This is a genomic window from Brachybacterium sp. AOP42-C2-15, assembly GCF_052377065.1.
Classification (GTDB): domain Bacteria; phylum Actinomycetota; class Actinomycetes; order Actinomycetales; family Dermabacteraceae; genus Brachybacterium.
This window is the reverse complement of the sequence record NZ_JBQSWK010000010.1, coordinates 1-15,248: the sequence shown is the minus strand read 5'-3', so window position 1 is coordinate 15,248 and position 15,248 is coordinate 1. Positions and strand designations below refer to the sequence as shown.

15 protein-coding genes are annotated in these 15,248 nt (G+C 71.1%); 3 read left to right on the top strand and 12 right to left on the bottom strand.

Annotation, left to right across the window (positions count from 1 at the left end):
* Positions 1-24: 24 nt before the first annotated feature.
* The 4 genes from ACT3SQ_RS07325 to ACT3SQ_RS07310 all read right to left on the bottom strand — a co-directional run bounded on the left by ACT3SQ_RS07325 (position 25) and on the right by ACT3SQ_RS07310 (position 5,077).
* Positions 25-1,326 (bottom strand): M48 family metallopeptidase, encoded by a 1,302-nt coding sequence (locus ACT3SQ_RS07325; RefSeq protein ID WP_441445928.1) that lies wholly within the window; start codon positions 1,324-1,326, stop codon positions 25-27.
* A 229-nt stretch (positions 1,327-1,555) separates the two neighbouring features.
* Complete coding sequence (locus ACT3SQ_RS07320; RefSeq protein WP_441445927.1) at positions 1,556-2,593, bottom strand: hypothetical protein; 1,038 nt, start codon at positions 2,591-2,593, stop codon at positions 1,556-1,558.
* A 257-nt stretch (positions 2,594-2,850) separates the two neighbouring features.
* Entirely contained in the window at positions 2,851-3,504 is a 654-nt protein-coding gene (locus ACT3SQ_RS07315) for a hypothetical protein (protein ID WP_441445926.1), read from the bottom strand.
* Between the two features lie 139 nt (positions 3,505-3,643).
* Positions 3,644-5,077, bottom strand: coding sequence for an aldehyde dehydrogenase family protein (locus ACT3SQ_RS07310; RefSeq protein ID WP_444600995.1), 1,434 nt, complete (start codon positions 5,075-5,077; stop codon positions 3,644-3,646).
* A gap of 138 nt (positions 5,078-5,215) precedes the next feature.
* Between ACT3SQ_RS07310 and ACT3SQ_RS07305 the strand changes: the two genes are divergently transcribed.
* Positions 5,216-6,277 carry a TlpA family protein disulfide reductase gene (locus ACT3SQ_RS07305; RefSeq protein WP_444600994.1) on the top strand — a complete coding sequence of 354 codons (1,062 nt, stop codon included), beginning with the start codon at positions 5,216-5,218 and terminating at the stop codon, positions 6,275-6,277.
* A 15-nt stretch (positions 6,278-6,292) separates the two neighbouring features.
* Here ACT3SQ_RS07305 and ACT3SQ_RS07300 read toward each other — a convergent pair whose 3' ends face one another.
* Complete coding sequence (locus ACT3SQ_RS07300) at positions 6,293-7,795, bottom strand: choice-of-anchor G family protein (protein WP_441445923.1); 1,503 nt, start codon at positions 7,793-7,795, stop codon at positions 6,293-6,295.
* A 317-nt stretch (positions 7,796-8,112) separates the two neighbouring features.
* Between ACT3SQ_RS07300 and ACT3SQ_RS07295 the strand changes: the two genes are divergently transcribed.
* Entirely contained in the window at positions 8,113-8,676 is a 564-nt protein-coding gene (locus tag ACT3SQ_RS07295; RefSeq protein ID WP_444600993.1) for an arsenate reductase/protein-tyrosine-phosphatase family protein, read from the top strand.
* Here ACT3SQ_RS07295 and ACT3SQ_RS07290 read toward each other — a convergent pair whose 3' ends face one another.
* From ACT3SQ_RS07290 to manA, 3 genes are read right to left on the bottom strand one after another with little or no spacing between them, the layout of a single operon-like run.
* The gene (locus ACT3SQ_RS07290) at positions 8,677-9,816 is read right to left on the bottom strand and encodes a hypothetical protein (RefSeq protein WP_444600992.1); all 1,140 of its coding nucleotides are present in this window, start codon (positions 9,814-9,816) and stop codon (positions 8,677-8,679) included.
* Positions 9,813-10,100: a PqqD family protein gene (locus ACT3SQ_RS07285; protein WP_444600991.1), complete on the bottom strand. Its 288-nt coding sequence runs from the start codon at positions 10,098-10,100 to the stop codon at positions 9,813-9,815. Before ACT3SQ_RS07285 ends, ACT3SQ_RS07290 begins: the two co-directional genes overlap by 4 nt.
* Positions 10,097-11,311, bottom strand: coding sequence for a mannose-6-phosphate isomerase, class I (manA, locus tag ACT3SQ_RS07280; protein ID WP_444600990.1), 1,215 nt, complete (start codon positions 11,309-11,311; stop codon positions 10,097-10,099). Before manA ends, ACT3SQ_RS07285 begins: the two co-directional genes overlap by 4 nt.
* A 121-nt stretch (positions 11,312-11,432) precedes the next feature.
* On the opposite strand from manA, the gene ACT3SQ_RS07275 reads away from it, so the two are divergent.
* Complete coding sequence (locus tag ACT3SQ_RS07275) at positions 11,433-12,266, top strand: nucleotidyltransferase family protein (protein WP_441445918.1); 834 nt, start codon at positions 11,433-11,435, stop codon at positions 12,264-12,266.
* Here the strand turns inward: ACT3SQ_RS07275 and ACT3SQ_RS07270 are convergent.
* The 4 genes from ACT3SQ_RS07270 to ACT3SQ_RS07255 form a co-directional block, all read right to left on the bottom strand.
* Positions 12,166-12,777 carry a VanZ family protein gene (locus ACT3SQ_RS07270; protein WP_441445917.1) on the bottom strand — a complete coding sequence of 204 codons (612 nt, stop codon included), beginning with the start codon at positions 12,775-12,777 and terminating at the stop codon, positions 12,166-12,168. The two genes, ACT3SQ_RS07275 and ACT3SQ_RS07270, sit on opposite strands and share 101 nt — an antisense overlap.
* 2 nt (positions 12,778-12,779) lie before the next feature.
* Positions 12,780-14,300, bottom strand: coding sequence for a sugar transferase (locus tag ACT3SQ_RS07265; protein ID WP_444600989.1), 1,521 nt, complete (start codon positions 14,298-14,300; stop codon positions 12,780-12,782).
* 190 nt (positions 14,301-14,490) lie between these two features.
* The gene (locus ACT3SQ_RS07260) at positions 14,491-14,640 is read right to left on the bottom strand and encodes a hypothetical protein (RefSeq protein WP_441445915.1); all 150 of its coding nucleotides are present in this window, start codon (positions 14,638-14,640) and stop codon (positions 14,491-14,493) included.
* A gap of 277 nt (positions 14,641-14,917) precedes the next feature.
* On the bottom strand, positions 14,918-15,248 hold a 331-nt coding region (locus ACT3SQ_RS07255; RefSeq protein ID WP_444600988.1), incomplete at its 5' end, for an IS3 family transposase.

Genomic DNA, 15,248 nt, shown 5'->3' with positions numbered 1-15,248 from the left:
AGCCGGCCGGCCGTGAGGCGTGGGTCAGGACTGCTGCGAGGCGCCGTCGTCGGGGCCGGAGTCGGTCGGCGGCCGCGGCGCCGACTCGGCGAAGGGGCTCGCCCCCGTGCCCTCGAGCAGGCCGCGGGCGTCGTCCCGATAGGGACCGGCCGGGATCCCGTAGCGGGTGCGCTCGCTGAGCAGGGGCGCGGCGGTCTGCACCGTCCGTAGGGAAGGACGGCCCGGGAAGGGGACGCCCGTGAACCGGCCGAACTGCTCGCCGAGGCCCGCGGGGCGGGTGCGATCGGCCTGGTCGAGCAGGGCGAGGGCATCGGCCGGGCTCGGGAAGCGGGAGGACCACACGTGGCCCGGGGGCAGGAGCGAGGTGAACAGCGCGCCCGATGGGCGGAACCACAGCGAGCCGGGCTTGCTGCGATCGCGCAGGGCGTGGGCGCGCCAGGTGGTGATCGGGTGGGAGGAGCCCCAGTTGACCCAGTGCACGAAGAAGCTCGGGTCGGTCGCGGCACGGTCGGCGAGCTCGTGGACGTTAACCTCGGTGCCCAGGTACTTCCCGCCCGAGAGCAGCCCCATCACACCGGCGGAGCCCTCGGGCGCGAAGCTGTAGCCGAAGTTGTCGGCGGTGTACTCCTGAGAGCGGGACAGGGCCGGGCCCAGGAGCGGGACCAGGGAGAGCAGGTTGGTGAACAGCAGGCGGAAGTAGGAGACGTGGCCGGCGGCCAGGTGGCCCACCTCATGGCCGATCACGAACTTCAGCGCGTCGCGGTCACGGCCCTGACCGCCGACCTCGAACAGGTCCGAATGCACCACCACGAAGCGGCGGAACCCGTGGCCGGAGGCGAAGGCGTTGATCACGCCGTTGCCCATGGTCACGTAGGCGTCCGGGACGTTGCGCATCCCGAACTGGGCGGCGGCCTCGGCCACCATCCGGTAGCCCTCGGGGAACTGGGTGGGGCTCATCCGCACGGAGGTCGCGCGCAGCTGGGCGTACATGATCGCGCGCACCCACCAGATCAGAAACGGCAGCAGCGGCAGCAGGAACACCAGCTGAATCACCAGCGGGAGCATCGAGGCGTACTCCCACGCCTTGGAGACCGCGTCCTCGCCCTGCTCGGAGTACAGCCAGATCGTGCCGCCGATCGCGCCGCCCCAGGAGAGGTAGCCGAGCACCGTCGCGGCCACGCCCACCCACAGCAGCGGAAGCTCCCAGGGGTGGCGGATCCGGCGCTGGCCGCGGACGCCGTGGGTGGTGGCGCCGTTGACCAGGGACGGCTTCTGCGGGGCCGAGGGCGTCGGTGACACCTGCGCGGCGGTGGGCGGATAGGTCATGGGGTACTCCTCGAGCGGTTCTGCTCACGGGGAAGGGTCGGTCGACCCGTGCGGGCCATGGTCCGACGGTAGACCCGCTAGCCCCGCCGCGCATCACCGATCGCGCTGGTCAGGCCCGATCATGGACGGGGGGAGGAGAATCCGACGACCTTCGTCGCGGTGGGGTCGTCCGCGCGGCCGATGGGGGTCGACGAGCGACGCACAGTCGCCGACGCTCGGACCCCGGCGCTCAGTAGGTGATGGTGATCGAGCCCGCGATGCGCTGACCCTCCACATTGGCGCCGTTCGAGGCCAGGCCCATCGTGCCGCCGAGGACCGCAGGACTCAGGTAGCTTCCGCCGCCCCCACCGCCGGCCCCCTGGGAGGCCGCCCGTTCCGACAGCACGCGAGTCACTCGCAGCGACGAACTCCCTGCGCTGCCGCCGCCGCCGTAGCCACCGCCGCCCGATCCGGAGACATGCAGGCTCAGCGTCGTCGCGCTCTGCACTCCGTTCCCACCGGCGGCGTTGAATCCTGCGCCCCCGGAGTTCCCGACGACGAGGTTCCTGGCATTCTCCGTCGTCCCGCTGGCGACCGCCACCGTACCGGCGGGGCCACCGGTGCCGGCCGTGCCGTTGGTTCCTGCCCGTCCTCCACGAGCCAGGACGTTCGTGGTGGAGTCGTTGGCAGTCGCGGTCCCGTCGGATCCGCTGGCGAGTGCGTTGCCACCGCGGGCCTGCATCCCGGTGAACGCTCCGCTCGTGGCGGAGCCGCCGCCACCGCCACCACCGCCCGCAACGATCACCGGGGTGTTGCCGAGCAGGATCGCTGACGCCCCACCACCGGACCCGCCGCGGCTGCGATTGGTCGTCCCCGTGCTGGGGAAGGCCGGACTGTCCCCGCCCTTTCCGTATCCGCCACCGCCGACGATTGCGGTGGCGCTGGTCCGTTGGCGAGACCCCCCGGCCCCCACGATCAGGCGTAGCGGCTGTCCAGGTGTCACGGCGATCTCCCCGGAGACGCGTGCGCCTGCTCCGCCCTGGGACTGGTCGATGCCGCCACCGCCGGCACCTTCGACCTGCACCCGCACCCGGGTGACGCCGGTAGGGACGGTCCACGTCGTGTCGCTGGCCTGCGCGCTCGTAAGCGCCGGGCGGGGCGCGGTGTACGTCCGCTCGAAGGAGGCGGCGATCGCGGGGGCGGCTGTCGCCGCCAGCGCGACCGGGGCCGCCCAGGCGGCGCCCTTGAGGACGTGTCGGCGGGCGGGCGTGGATTCGGAGCCGGTCATGGGCGCCTTCCTGGTGACGGCGGCACCCTCGAAGGCGCGCCGGGCGATCACAGCCCACACCCCGGTCGGAGCACGGGAGGTCCTTATCGGTAGCCAAGCTACGCTCTTGATCGTCGGACACTCAAGGGCTCAGATGCACTGTGCGCACGATGTGTCCCATGCCACGGATCACTTTGCGCGGGTATGACGGGAATGCCCATATCCGCTGGTCAACTGCCACCGAAGGAGCGCGCCGGCCCACCGAGGGTCGCCGTCGATCAGGCCGTCTTGGCCACCCGAGGCGCCGTCACGGCGATGTCGTCGCCGTACCGCGCCGTGCCCGTGATGCCGCCTGAGTCCACGACCCAGCGATAGCGGAACTGGATCTGGGTCCGCTGCGCGACTCGCGCCGTGACGACGTCGCCGGTGCGCAGCGTCTGGTTCCCGGAGGTCGTTTTGAACGTGATGGTGTTGCCCAGCACGGCGGACGTCGCAGTGTCCAGCACGCTGGCGGTCAACTCCGCGTTCCGAGCGTTCGCGTGATAGAGACTCGAGTCGAAGGCGAAGGTGTACGTTCCCGGCCCCAGGCACACAGCAGGACTGAGGAGTGTCGTGGTGGTAGCGCTCGCTGTGCTCGGATCGTCCTGCAGGAACGCGGCGTTGGCGAGATTGTTGGCGTTGCTCGCAAACCTCACCTGCGGGGCGCCCGCACTCCTCGTCTGCGTCCAGTTCTCGATGACCGCGTTGTTCGTCCCGGGCTTGAAGACAAAGCTCGACTGGATCTGCGCTGCTGTCTGCGGCGCGCACTCGAACGACGCCGCGTAGGCGGGAGCGGCGATGCCAGCAGCGACTGCGGGGGCCGCCCATACGGCACCCCTCATCAGCGCCCGCCGGTTCGGGTATCGGGTGCTGGCAGGGGTCGTGGTGTCCACCGGGGCTCCTCGCGAATGACTCGCAAGTCCTTCATCACTCGCGAGTAAGTTTGGAGTCTCGAGGCTATCAACCTGTTGCTGGCTCACCACCATGGACGTTGCTCATGCGACATCTCGCGCGGAGCGCGCCGCAACGACCTCAGCGGAACAGCCACCCGAGCAGAGCGCGCTTCGCCCCGCGGTACGGCGGGGTGACCAGCCGGAGGGTGTCGGGGCGCAGCGGCTTCTTCACGACGGGCTTCGCATGCGTGAACACCTCGAAGCTCGCGCGGCCGTGGTACTTCCCCATGCCGGACTCCCCCACCCCGCCGAAGGGCATGGTCTGGGAGCCGAGGTGGGCGAGGGTGTGGCCGAGGGCGAGGGAGCCCGAGGAGGTCTCGGCGGCGAACCGCTCCTCGATCTCGGGGCGGGGACTGAACACGTAGGCGGTCAACGGCTTCTCGCCCCCATTGATGCGGGAGATCGCCTCGTCGGGCCCGTCCACGGCGAGCAGCGGGAGCACGGGGCCGAAGATCTCCTCCCCCATCACCGGATCATCCCAGTCCACGCCGTCGAGGATCGTCGGCGGGAGGTAGCGATTGGCGCGATCGGCTGCGGAGGTGCCGCCGAGCACGGCCTTCTCGTCGTCGATCAGGCCGAGTACGCGGACGAAGTGCTTCTGGTTCACCATCCGGCCGTAGTCGCGGCTGCGCTGAGGAGTACGCCCGTACATCGAGGTGACGGCGTCCTGCAGATGGGGCACGAGTGCGTCGAGCGTGGAGCGCTCGGCCATGAGGTAGTCCGGGGCGACGCAGGTCTGCCCGGCATTGGCGAACTTCCCCCACACGATGCGGCGGGCGGTGGTGGCGAGGTCGGTGCCCGCGTCGACGAAGACCGGAGACTTCCCGCCGAGCTCGAGCACGGTGGGGGTGAGGTGCTCGGCGGCGGCGCGAGCGACGATCCGGCCGACGGTCCCGTTGCCCGTGTAGAAGATCAGGTCGAAGCGCTGTTCGAGCAGGAGCGTGGTCTCCTCGACCGCGCCCTCGACGACCCTCACCCAGGCCGGGTCGAGGTGGGTGCGGACGAGGTGCGCGAGCGCGGCGGAGGTGGCGGTGGCGACCTCGCTGGGCTTCAGCAGTGCGGTGTTCCCGCCGGCGATCGCGCCGATCAGCGGAGCGAGCGCGAGGTTCACGGGGTAGTTCCACGGGGAGATGATCAGCGTCGTCCCGAGAGGCTCGCGGCGGATCTGCCCGCTGGAGGGCGCGAGCAGCAGCCCTGGGCCGAAGCGCTCCGGTCGCAGCCAGGCGCGGAGGTTCTTCCGCAGGTGCGCGATCTCCTGGGTGACGACGCCCAGCTCGGTGATCAGCGATTCGGTGCGGGACTTGCCGAGGTCCAGCTCGAGGGCCTTCAGCAGGCGGGGACCCTCGGCGCGGAGCCCGGCGGCGAGGGCGTCGAGCTGCGCGATCCGCGCCTCGAGCGACCGGGTGGTGCCGGCGCCGAAAGAGTCCCGCAGCGCGGCGACGTCGGCGAGGATCTCGCCTCGCCGGACGGCGTCGAGGGCGGACGGAGCGGCCTGGTGCGCGTCGGTGGACATGGCTCCAGGGTAGGGCCGACGGGTCGCGGTGCGCCGTGGGCGAACGACTGGTCTGCCCCCGCTCCGACGGGCGTCGATGCCCGACAATGGAGGCTGACGCCGTCCCGAAGGCCGGGCCGACGCGAGGAGGCTCCCCGAATGGCTGTGCTGCTGTCGGCACCGATCCTGCTGTCGATCACCCTGCTGATCTCCGGGCTCGCGAAGCTCGGTGCTCGCGAGGGGACGCAGGACGCGATGCGCTCGCTGCGCCTTCCGCTGCCGACGACGCACGCCTCGGTCGCCTCGGTGCTACCGGTGATGGAGATCTTCCTGGCGCTCGCGCTGTGGATTCCTGTGCCTCCCCTGCAGGTGCTGCTGGCAGGTCTGGTGACAGCTCTGATGTTCACCTATCTGGTGATCATCGCGCGGGCGCTGACGTTCGAGGAGCAGGTGCACTGCTCCTGCTTCGGCACCCTCGCCTCCCCCACCGTCTCCCGCACCACGCTGGTGCGGAACGTGATCCTCAACGTGCTGGGCCTGCTGACCGTGGTCGCGGCCGCGAGCGGCGCGATGACCACCTTCTTGGTGCAGGCTCCGTTGGGGCTGATCGGTCTCGGGCTCGCACTGCTGACCGCGATCGCGCTGGCCGCCGCCACGATCGGCGGCAGCGTCGCCGATCCCGATCCCGATGCCGACGCCGCGACCGCTGCCTCCACTGCCGCGGCCGACGTGGACGCGGACGAGCTGCTGGACTACGAGCGCTCCCCGATCCCGGCGGCGGTCCTGCAGCAGCCGGGCGGCCGCCTGATCACCCTCACCCAGCTCACCGCGCAGCGGGCGGCGCTGCTGGTGTTCGTCACCGAGGGCTGCGGGCCGTGCGAGCGGGTACTGGACCATGCCGAGGAGTGGATCGGCGAGCTGGAGCAGACGCTGCAGGTGCGGTTCGTGTTCTCCCGCCCGCTGGACCAGCTGCGGGAGCGGACCACGAACCGCGTCACCGACCATGCCATGCACGACCTGCAGTTCACCGCCCGCACCGCCCTCGGCGGCACGAGCGCGCCGAGCGCAGTGCTGCTGGGAGCCGACGGTCAGCTCGCCGGCGGCCCCGTCAACGGCGGGAGCGCGGTGATCGAGTTCGTGCAGGAGATCCGAGAGCAGCTGGCAGAGGCGCAGCAGAGCCCCGTCGACGGCGAGCAGGAGATGGACTGGCCCGCTCCGTGAACGGGCCAGTCCTTCTCACGCGCTGCGCACCAGGTTCTCTCCGCCGCTTCCCCGTCCGAGGTAGACATCGAGCAGATCGATCCCGCCTGCGTCGACCGCGCCGATGTGCAAGGCAGCGACGTCAAACTGCCCGTCCAGAAGGGCCGCAAGATCATCCGGCACGGCACCGGGCTCGCCGTTCTGCGCATTGATGGTCAGCACCACGACTTCGGTCAGAACGGTGAAGAGCCCCTGCAGAAGGAGGTTGAGCGCCCCGGTGAGGGGCGTGAGCGCTCCGGCCGCAAGGATCGCGTCGCGGATGGTCGTTCCGATGACCGACAGGATCGCAGAGGTGAGCCCCAGGAGCGACGGCTGGACGGTCGCATTGCCGCTGACCAGGTCGGCGAGACTCCCGGTGATCGTGACAGGAATGAGGCCCAGGAGCCCCCGAACCCGGATGTCGACTCGGATCGCACCGAGGACGGCGTCGACAAGGGTTCCGACCTCTCGCGCAAGCGCATCGGTGGGCAGAGGAGCGTCGGTGAAGAGTCGAGTGTTCGGCGCGAGGCTGTTGAGCCAAGGGGACGCAGTGGTGCCCTCGTAGGCACCGCCCAGGAGTGCGCCGAGATCGACGGTGACCACTGCCGGGTTGGACAGTGCCAGCTTCACCGGCCGTCCGGCGCCAGCGGGGAGTTCCGCGGTGTCGAGCGACAGGCTGAGCGAATCCACTCGGAGCAGAGCGTTCACAACAGTAAGGCTGTTGAGCGTGTTCACCAGACCCGAGGTGAGCCCGCTGAGAGTGCCGTTGATGGTGCCGACCGTCGCACCGACCGTAGGCGATGTGAGTTCGGCCTTCAGATAGGAGACGAGGTAGTCGCGCTCCAGGTCAGCCGGCGGGTTGCAGAGCGAGCTGAACTGGGTCCGCCCGGCGACCGCACCGATCGAGAGCTCGGCGTCCGTCACGGCGGAGAGGAGGTCCGCGGTCCCGCTGCCGCCGATCTGGCTCACCACCGTATGGAGGTCGAGGGAGGCGAGCTCGGGCCAGCCGTCGGAGGGCTCGAGACGGATGGACCCGTCATCCGCGACCGCACCGCTGGCTCCGCGCACAGTGCCATCCTGGTTCGCGTAGCCGTACTGGTTGAGAACACCCGTGTCAGTGTTGAAGTTGAGCAGATCCGACAGCGTGTCGGCCAGGCCGGTGAGGTTCAACTGCACCGCGTTGAGGACGCCCGCGGAAAGCGGGTTGGTCTCCTCGTCAGAAGGCGGCGTCGTGGCGTCGACCTCGGCCGTGGCACCGTTGACCGAGGCGACGGCATCCAGATCCGCGGACAGGATCGAGCCGCTGAGAAGCCTGCCGGTGCCGGTGGAGTCGTAGAGAGTCCCAGCAGGGTCGCACTCGCCGGGGCTGGCCGCCATCGCCGGCGCGCTGAGCGAGAACGCAGCGACGGGGGTCGCCCAGGCCGCGCCCTTGACGAGGGAGCGGCGGGTGAAGGCGGAGTGTCCGACCTCGGCGGGGCGGACACGGGAGGGTGCGGTCACGGAAACCTCTTTCGGGCACAGGCGTTCCGGCGCCTCACCTCACGAGTGGCCGGGGCGCGTCCAGTGGACGACGGGGGACGCTTCGCTCCGGGCGCACCAGCGGGCGCCTTCCGAGGGAGGCGCTCTCAGGCGGACAGGTGCGACGGCGGACCGTCACGCCCCCGATATTGACATGCCCTCGGCGAATAGAAACGAGGGCGGTCACGATTCTTCATCTCCGACACCCTTCCGTGACCTTACCGCCCAGTAAGTTTTCCGCGTCGCCACTTTTATCTGGACATTTCTGACAAGTCACCTGTGGCGTCTAGTCTGTGCGCATGAGCTCTCCCGCCCCCGCGCACCGCCCTGAGCCGCAGCCACCCTCGGTCCTGTTCGTGTGCACCGGCAACGTCTGCCGTTCTCCCTTTGCCGAACATCTGCTGCGCGATCGACTGCCTGGCAACCGCGCCGTGAGCAGGGGCATCTTCGCCCTCGAGGGCAGTGCGATGGAGTCACAGATGGCGGGCGAGCTCTCCGCGCGCGGGGTCGACCCGCAGGGCTTTCGCGCCCGGCAGGTATCCGCCGCGGACCTCGGGGCGGATCTGATCCTGACGATGTCGCGTCGACAGCGCGCCTACCTCCTGGATGAATTCCCTGCCGCAGCTCGGCGCATCGGACATATGGGACATGTTCCAGAGCTCGTTCGGATGGCGTCGGAGAATCCGGATTCTTCGCTGAAGGAAATCATCTCCGCGTGGACGCACCGCGCGATTCCCGCGGGCCTCGACGTCCCCGATCCCTACGGCAAGGACGCGGCGCAGGCGGCGCGGACGGCCGCGCTGCTGACCGAACGGGTGGAGCAGCTGGTGCCGGTGCTGCGCCGGGGCATCCTCGCCCCCTGATCAGCCCTGGCGGGCCCAGCCGTGGCCCACGAGCTCCGTGACCGCGCCGCGGACGAGGGCCGCGCTCTCGGGGTGCTCTCCGATCTCCTCGATCACCAGCTGCTCGAGCTGGTCGACAGCGAGGGGGCCTGCGTCGGCGAGCAGGTCCCAGACCAGTCCCGCGAGGCCCGGCAGGTGGATCGCGCCGTGCTGACCGAGCACGAACAGCCCGGACTCGACGGCGAGCGCCTGGCGGAACGGTGCGGCGGCGATCGTGCCGGGTGCCGGCGCCGCGTCCTCGCCGGCGGCAGCGTCGCTGGGCCGCGGCGCAATCTCGACCGTCTCGATGTGCTCGGGCGGCGGCAGGTGGCGCAGCAGCTCCTCGAGCTCGGCGGCCTCCCGGTAGCGCACCTCCAGAGCGCCGCCCACGGAGTCCAGCAGGGCGGCGAGCGCAGCAAGGCCGCCGGGCACCTCCCACAGCGAGGAGGTCTGCGGCACGATCCGGGTCAGCGCCTCGAACAGCGGCACCCGCGTCACCGAGGCCCCCTCCCCCGCCTCGTCCTCGTCCCGGATCCGCTCGAGCAGCAGCACCATCGCCGGCGCCGGGGCGGCCACCTCATCGGCGGGGCGGAGCCCCAGGTCGCCCAGGGCGAGATCCCGCTTCGCACCGAGCTCCGGGTCGTGCTTGGAGACGGGCTTGGGATACGGGGTGATCGCGAAGCTGCCGGGGGTGATGATCGTCAGCTCGTCGGTGAGATAGGCGCCGTCCCGTCCGAGCAGGGAGGAGGCGGTGGACTTCCCGGCCCCGGACGCGCCGACGAGCACGAGGGTGCCGAGCTCGGGGTGGGCGACGGCGCCGGCGTGGAGCAGCAGGCGGGTGCCGATCAGTCGGCGGATCACCTCGCGGGTGAGGTGGCCGGAGATGGTGTAGCTCGCCTCGGGCCGCGCCTGCAGCGGGACGGTCCCGGCGGGGAGGTCGCCGCCGGCGAGCGCGTAGTCGAGGCGGATCTGCGGCGTCGCACCGTCGTCGTCGGCCGAAAGCAGGTGGGACCACAGGGTGTCGATCTCCTCGGCCACGGTCTCCAGGCCGGGCCCGAAGGTGAGCAGCACGCTGTGGCCGGCGACCTCGAGCCGGGTCGCGGTGGCGAGGTCGGCGGTCACGCGGCGTCACCGTCGATCGTCTCGAGGATCCCGCCCGTATGGAGCTCGGCGAGGAAGCTGGTGATGATCTGCTCGGCGTCGGCGGGCACGCCGTCGACCTCCTGCCGCAGCCGGTCGGCGAGCTCGGCGGGGCTCGCCGCGCGGTCCGGCGTCTCGGCGAGAAGCTCGAGCACGAGGGCGCCCACGCCCTGGATGCGGGTGATCGGGCCGTGGGGCAGCGCCCCCACCCACAGGTCCTCCCCGTCCCAGTCGCTGACCAGAGGGCGCAGCCGGTAGCGGGTCACGGGACGCTCGCCTGGACGAAGCGGCCGGAGCCGCCGGCGTGGAGCTGACCGGCGGCGGCGGGCACGAACAGGGCCTTGCCGGCGGTGAGCACGTGGCGGCCCAGGTCGCTCTGCACCAGCACCTCGCCCTCGAGGCCGAGGAGGGTGCGGGGTCCGCCGCCGGGGACGCGGTGGCGGGTGCGGAAGGTGCCGGGCGGATCCGTGAGCGTGGTGAGCGACAGCTCGAAGTCGTCGACGGGCGCGTAGTAGGCGACCGACGTCGTGTTCTGCCGCTCCGGCGCGACGCGCAGCGGCGGCGCGGCCTGCACGCTCACGCACTGAAGCATCTCGTCGGCGTCGACCTTCTTGGGGGTCAGTCCCGCGCGCAGCACGTTGTCGCTGGCGGCCATGATCTCCAGGCCCACGCCGTGCAGGTAGGCGTGCAGGGTCCCGGCGGGCACGAACATCGCCTCGCCGGGGCGGAGGGTGACGGGGTTCAGCAGCAGCGCGGCGACCACGCCGGGGTCGCCCGGGTGGTGCTCCGCGAGCAGCGCGACGGTCTGATCGATGCGCGGGGAGGGCGAGTGGCCGGACTCGGCGCGTGCCCGGCATGCCTCGACGACCTGCTGGACCGCCTCGGGGTCCGGGCGCATGGCGGAGGAGACCAGGGTGCGGAACGCGGCGCGCATGCCGTGGGCGGTGGGACTGCGGGTGAGGAGGGTGTGGAGGCGGTCGGTGAGGTCGGTGCCGAGCCCCTGCAGGAGCGCGGCGGCGCGGCGCGGGGTGCGGAACCCGCACAGCGCGGTGAATCGGGTCAGCGCGATCAGCATCTCGGGCTTGTGGTTGTCGTCGCGGTAGTTGCGCAGCGGCGACTCGAGCGGGAGCCCGGCCGCGGTCTCCGCGGCGAAGGACTCCTGGGCGTGCTCGCGATCGGGGTGGACCTGCAGGGACAGCGGCTTCTCCGGCGCGATGACCTTCAGCAAGTAGGGCAGTCGGGCGCTGAACGCGCGCTCCACGCCGTCGCCGAGCATGCGGCGCGGGTCCGCGGCGATCGCGGCGTCGAGCCCGGCGCCGGCGTCCTGCCCGGTGGCGAGGGTGGAGGGCGCCAGCGGGTGCGCCCCGTACCAGGCCTCGGCCCAGGGGGCGCCGTCGGCGGGACGGCCCAGGAACTCGGGGATCGCGGTCGTCGATCCCCAGTCGTAGTGCTGGATGCGGCTATCGAGCTCCCACACGTCCGCTCCCCCTTCCCTTCTCGTTCCTGCGTCCTTCTGCGCTCATGACGAGCGTCCTCGCGCCCGTCGGCGCCGCTGTCGATCCTGCGGCCAGGGGCCGACGGCTCCTACACTTCCCCCCATGACATCCCCTGTGCAGGTGCCGGTGCCCGTGCGTCTGCGCATGGCCCATGGCTGCCTCGACCATATTGCCCGAGGTGCGGGTGTGAGGATCCTGCATCTCAAGGGCGAGGCGCTGCATCCGCTGCTGGCCGAGGGCCGCGCCGGCTCCTCGGACTGCGACGTGCTGGTGGACCCGGCGCAGGTCGCGACGCTGGTGGCCGCGCTCGAGGCCGACGGGTGGGAGCAGGTGACCACCTTCGAGCACGGCAGCGTGTTCGCGCATGCGGCGACGTTCCACCATCGCGTGTGGGGCACGGCCGATCTTCACCGCGCCTTCCCGGGTCTGGACCGGGATGCGGCGGCGACCTTCGAGCAGCTGTGGGCGCGCCGGGAGAGTGTGGATCTCGGCGGCGCTGCGTGCGCGGTCCCGGATCTCACCGCGCAGAGGCTGGTGCTGCTGGTGCACGCCGCCCGCGATGCGAGCGGCCGCTCCCGTCATGACGTGCGCGTGGCCTGGACCGAGGTGGACGAGGCGGAGCGCGCGCGGATCGAGGGTCTCGCCGCCGAGCTCGGTGCCCAGGTGCCGCTCGCGCTCGCAATCGGTCGCCCGGAGACCGTGGAGGGCTTGCCCGGGGCGCGGGTGTGGCAGGCGGTGCACGACGGCGCCGCCCCGAGGGAGGTGTGGCGGGCACGCCTGCGGGACGCCGACGGCTCTTTGGCGAAGGCCCGGCTGCTGGTGGAGGCGCTGCAGGTCAATCGCGATCATCTGGGCCTCCGCCTGGGCCATGCCCCGTCGCGGCGCGAGGTGCGCCGGGAGTGGTGGGCACGCTGGGGCCGCTTCCTGCGCCGCTGAGCCCCGGCCGACGGGCCGACGCGTCGGCCGGCCGCTCCGTGCGGCGGTTCCGTGCGTGCCTCCCGGCGAGCCGTCGCACGAGCAGCCCGAGGCCGACGCCGAGCGCGGCCCCCGCGGTGTTGGCGAGGATGTCGACCAGGTCCTGCTCCCGCGTGCCGATCTCGCCCTGGTAGAGCTCGACCGCGATCGAGAGCCCCGCGCCTGCCGCCACCCACCACCAGGTGGGCACCAGCACGGCGAGCGCCGCGAAGAGCGGCACGAACAGCGCCACGTTCGCGAGCGCCGCGAACATCTCGGGCGTGATCTGCTCACGCAGGCCGACGGCACCGGTGACGGCGTACCAGATCCGGACGTTCAGACGGTTCACGGCCCAGCCGTCCGAGGTCAGCAGCAGCGCGCCCGCCGCGAGCGGGTAGAGCAGCAGCACGAGCGCGGCGAGGAGGCGGAGGGGGCGGGGAAGGGCAGGGCCGGTGCGCTGCGCGGCCCCCGCCTCCGGGGCGGGCCGGGCCATCGTCAGTAGGCACCCGAGGAGGCGAGCACGGCCTTGACCGTGCGCATGAGGATCTGGAGGTCCTGGGTGAAGGACCAGTTGTCGACGTAGTAGGTGTCCAGCCGCACCGTGTCCTCCCAGGAGAGGTCGCTGCGGCCGGAGACCTGCCACAGACCGGTGATGCCGGGGCGCACGTGGAGGCGGCGCTTCGCGTCGTCGTCGTAGCGCTCCACCTCGCCGGGCAGGGCGGGACGGGGGCCGACGAGGCTCATGTCACCGCGCAGCACGTTCCACAGCTGCGGCAGCTCGTCGAGGGAGAAGCGGCGCAGGAAGCGTCCGGGGGCGGTGACGCGTGGGTCGTCCTGCATCTTGAACATGACCGTGTTGCCGCGATCCTGGACGGCGCGCTCGACCATCTCGGCCTTCACGGCCTCGGCGTCGGTGACCATCGTGCGGAACTTCAGGAACTCGAAGTGCTTCCCGTCGCGTCCCACGCGCTGCTGGCGGAAGATCACCGGTCCTCCGTCGTGGGCTCGGATACGCAGCGCGATCACGGCCAGCAGCGGGGAGATCACGACGAGGACGAGCGCGGCGACGACCACGTCGAACAGACGCTTGGTCCAGCGCAGGGCCTGGCGGGCGCGGGGCAGGTCCATGTGCACCAGCGGCAGGCCCGCGACGGGGCGCATCGTGACGCGGTCAGCGGAGATCTCGGTGAGGGCGGGCACCACGATCACGCCGATCCTCTCGTGCTCGAGCTTCCAGGCGGTCCGGCGGAACTCCTCGGCGCTCGAGGTGGACCCGGCGGTGAACAGGAGCATGTCCGGGGCGGCAGACTCCGCGATCGCCAGCAGGTCACGCTCCGCGCCGAGCACGGGGATGCCGAGCCGGGAGGAGTCGGCGATGCCACCCGGGGTCACGGCTCCCACCACGTCGTAGCCGAGCCACCGCTCCCGGTGCAGGGTCGCGGCGATCCCGTCGACGTGGCCGAGGGAGCCCACGGCGATCACCGACTGCCGAAAGACCCCCCGCACGCGGGCCGTGGCGAGGCCGCGCCGCAGCAGCAGCCGGTTCAGCAGCAGCAGCGGCGGGCCCGCCACGAAGAACGCGAGGAAGAAGGCGCGGGAGAGCTCGAGATCCAGCAGGTAGACGAACGCTCCGATGGCCCCGAAGGCGGCACCGGATGCGCGGAGGACGTTCCGGTAGAGCTGCGGGCCGGAGGTGAGCTGTCGGCGGTCGTACCCGCCGAGCATCACGATCGCGGCCAACCAGCCCAGCGCCATGATCAGGGAGGCGCTGGCGACGTTCTCGCGAAGATCGCCGGCCGGCGGCAGGACGACCTGGCGGACGGCGAACGCGATGCCCACTGCCAGGGTGAGCGCGAGCACGTCCGCGAGGATCATGGCCGGGAGTGTCAGCAGGCGCAGGCGCGCCTCCGACGTGCGCTGGGTCCTCGTCGCGGCTCGACGGCGTGCCGCAGCGGTCCGCTCGGCGTCCAGCTCGGCCATGGTCCCCACTCCCAGGTCCCCGGGAACAGCGTTCAACAGCCCTCCACGGCTCATCGGCGACCACGGCCACCGTCTCACACCCTTCGCCGGACCGTTCGGCCCGACGCCCCGCCGCCTTGAGCGCCCGAAGGAGATAACGGGCGAAGCGACGCTTGGTTGCGACTTTAATGGTGGGTAACGAGGGATAAGCACAGTTGTTCGGAAATTGTGATCAGAGACGCTGGGCTCACCCTGGCGGCCACGCGACCGAGAGCGAGAGGTAGGTCCGTTGCGTGAGCGCGCGAGAGAGCTGGACCGGCTGCCGCGTGGTGCTCGGCGTGAGCGTGCCGGTGACGTCGGCGATGATCGCCTGGTTCGTGGTGGACCTCCAGCTCATCGGGCCGGGGCCAGCTCAGAGAAGCGGCCTGCGGATTCTCCCGGCGCGGGCCTCAGTGCCTCCAAGGGAGCAGCACCCACGGTAGTCGGATCGCCCAGAGGCCAGAGTATTGCGGTGCACCACGATTCAATCGCGTGCACGAGACACCCGGCCCACTAGCTCACGAATAGGGAAAACTGGCTCCATGACAGTCGACCCGCAGCTCATGCCCGCGCAGGCCGAAGCCTCTCAGCAAGCGCGCTCGGGACTGCCGCACGAACAGGTGACAGTTGGGGTTTCAGGCCGCGAGGTCCACGGCCGGGTTCATGATGGTCTCGTATTCGATGGGGGTCAATCGGCCCAGGCGGGCCTGTCGGCGACGGCGGTGGTAGGCACGTTCGATCCAGGTGATGATCGCGATCCGCAGCTCTTCTCGAGTTCGCCACCGCTCGCGGTCCAGGACGTTCTTCTGGAGCAGTGCGAAGAACGATTCCATCGCGGCGTTATCGCCGGCAGCGCCGACCTGGCCCATGGATCCGATGAGGTGGTGACGGTTCAGGGCGTGCACGAATTTCCGTGACCGGAACTGAGACCCACGGTCTGAGTTAAACCGAGTTCGGCTTAACTCA

Bases quoted from the DNA above. Each gene is read 5' to 3' on its own strand.
- ACT3SQ_RS07325 (WP_441445928.1), bottom strand. From the start codon at position 1,326: ATGACCTATCCGCCCACCGCCGCGCAGGTGTCACCGACGCCCTCGGCC.
- ACT3SQ_RS07320 (WP_441445927.1), bottom strand. From the start codon at position 2,593: ATGACCGGCTCCGAATCCACGCCCGCCCGCCGACACGTCCTCAAGGGC.
- ACT3SQ_RS07310 (WP_444600995.1), bottom strand. From the start codon at position 5,077: ATGTCCACCGACGCGCACCAGGCCGCTCCGTCCGCCCTCGACGCCGTC.
- ACT3SQ_RS07305 (WP_444600994.1), top strand. From the start codon at position 5,216: ATGGCTGTGCTGCTGTCGGCACCGATCCTGCTGTCGATCACCCTGCTG.
- ACT3SQ_RS07295 (WP_444600993.1), top strand. From the start codon at position 8,113: ATGAGCTCTCCCGCCCCCGCGCACCGCCCTGAGCCGCAGCCACCCTCG.
- ACT3SQ_RS07275 (WP_441445918.1), top strand. From the start codon at position 11,433: ATGACATCCCCTGTGCAGGTGCCGGTGCCCGTGCGTCTGCGCATGGCC.
- ACT3SQ_RS07270 (WP_441445917.1), bottom strand. From the start codon at position 12,777: ATGGCCCGGCCCGCCCCGGAGGCGGGGGCCGCGCAGCGCACCGGCCCT.
- ACT3SQ_RS07260 (WP_441445915.1), bottom strand. From the start codon at position 14,640: ATGAGCTGGAGGTCCACCACGAACCAGGCGATCATCGCCGACGTCACC.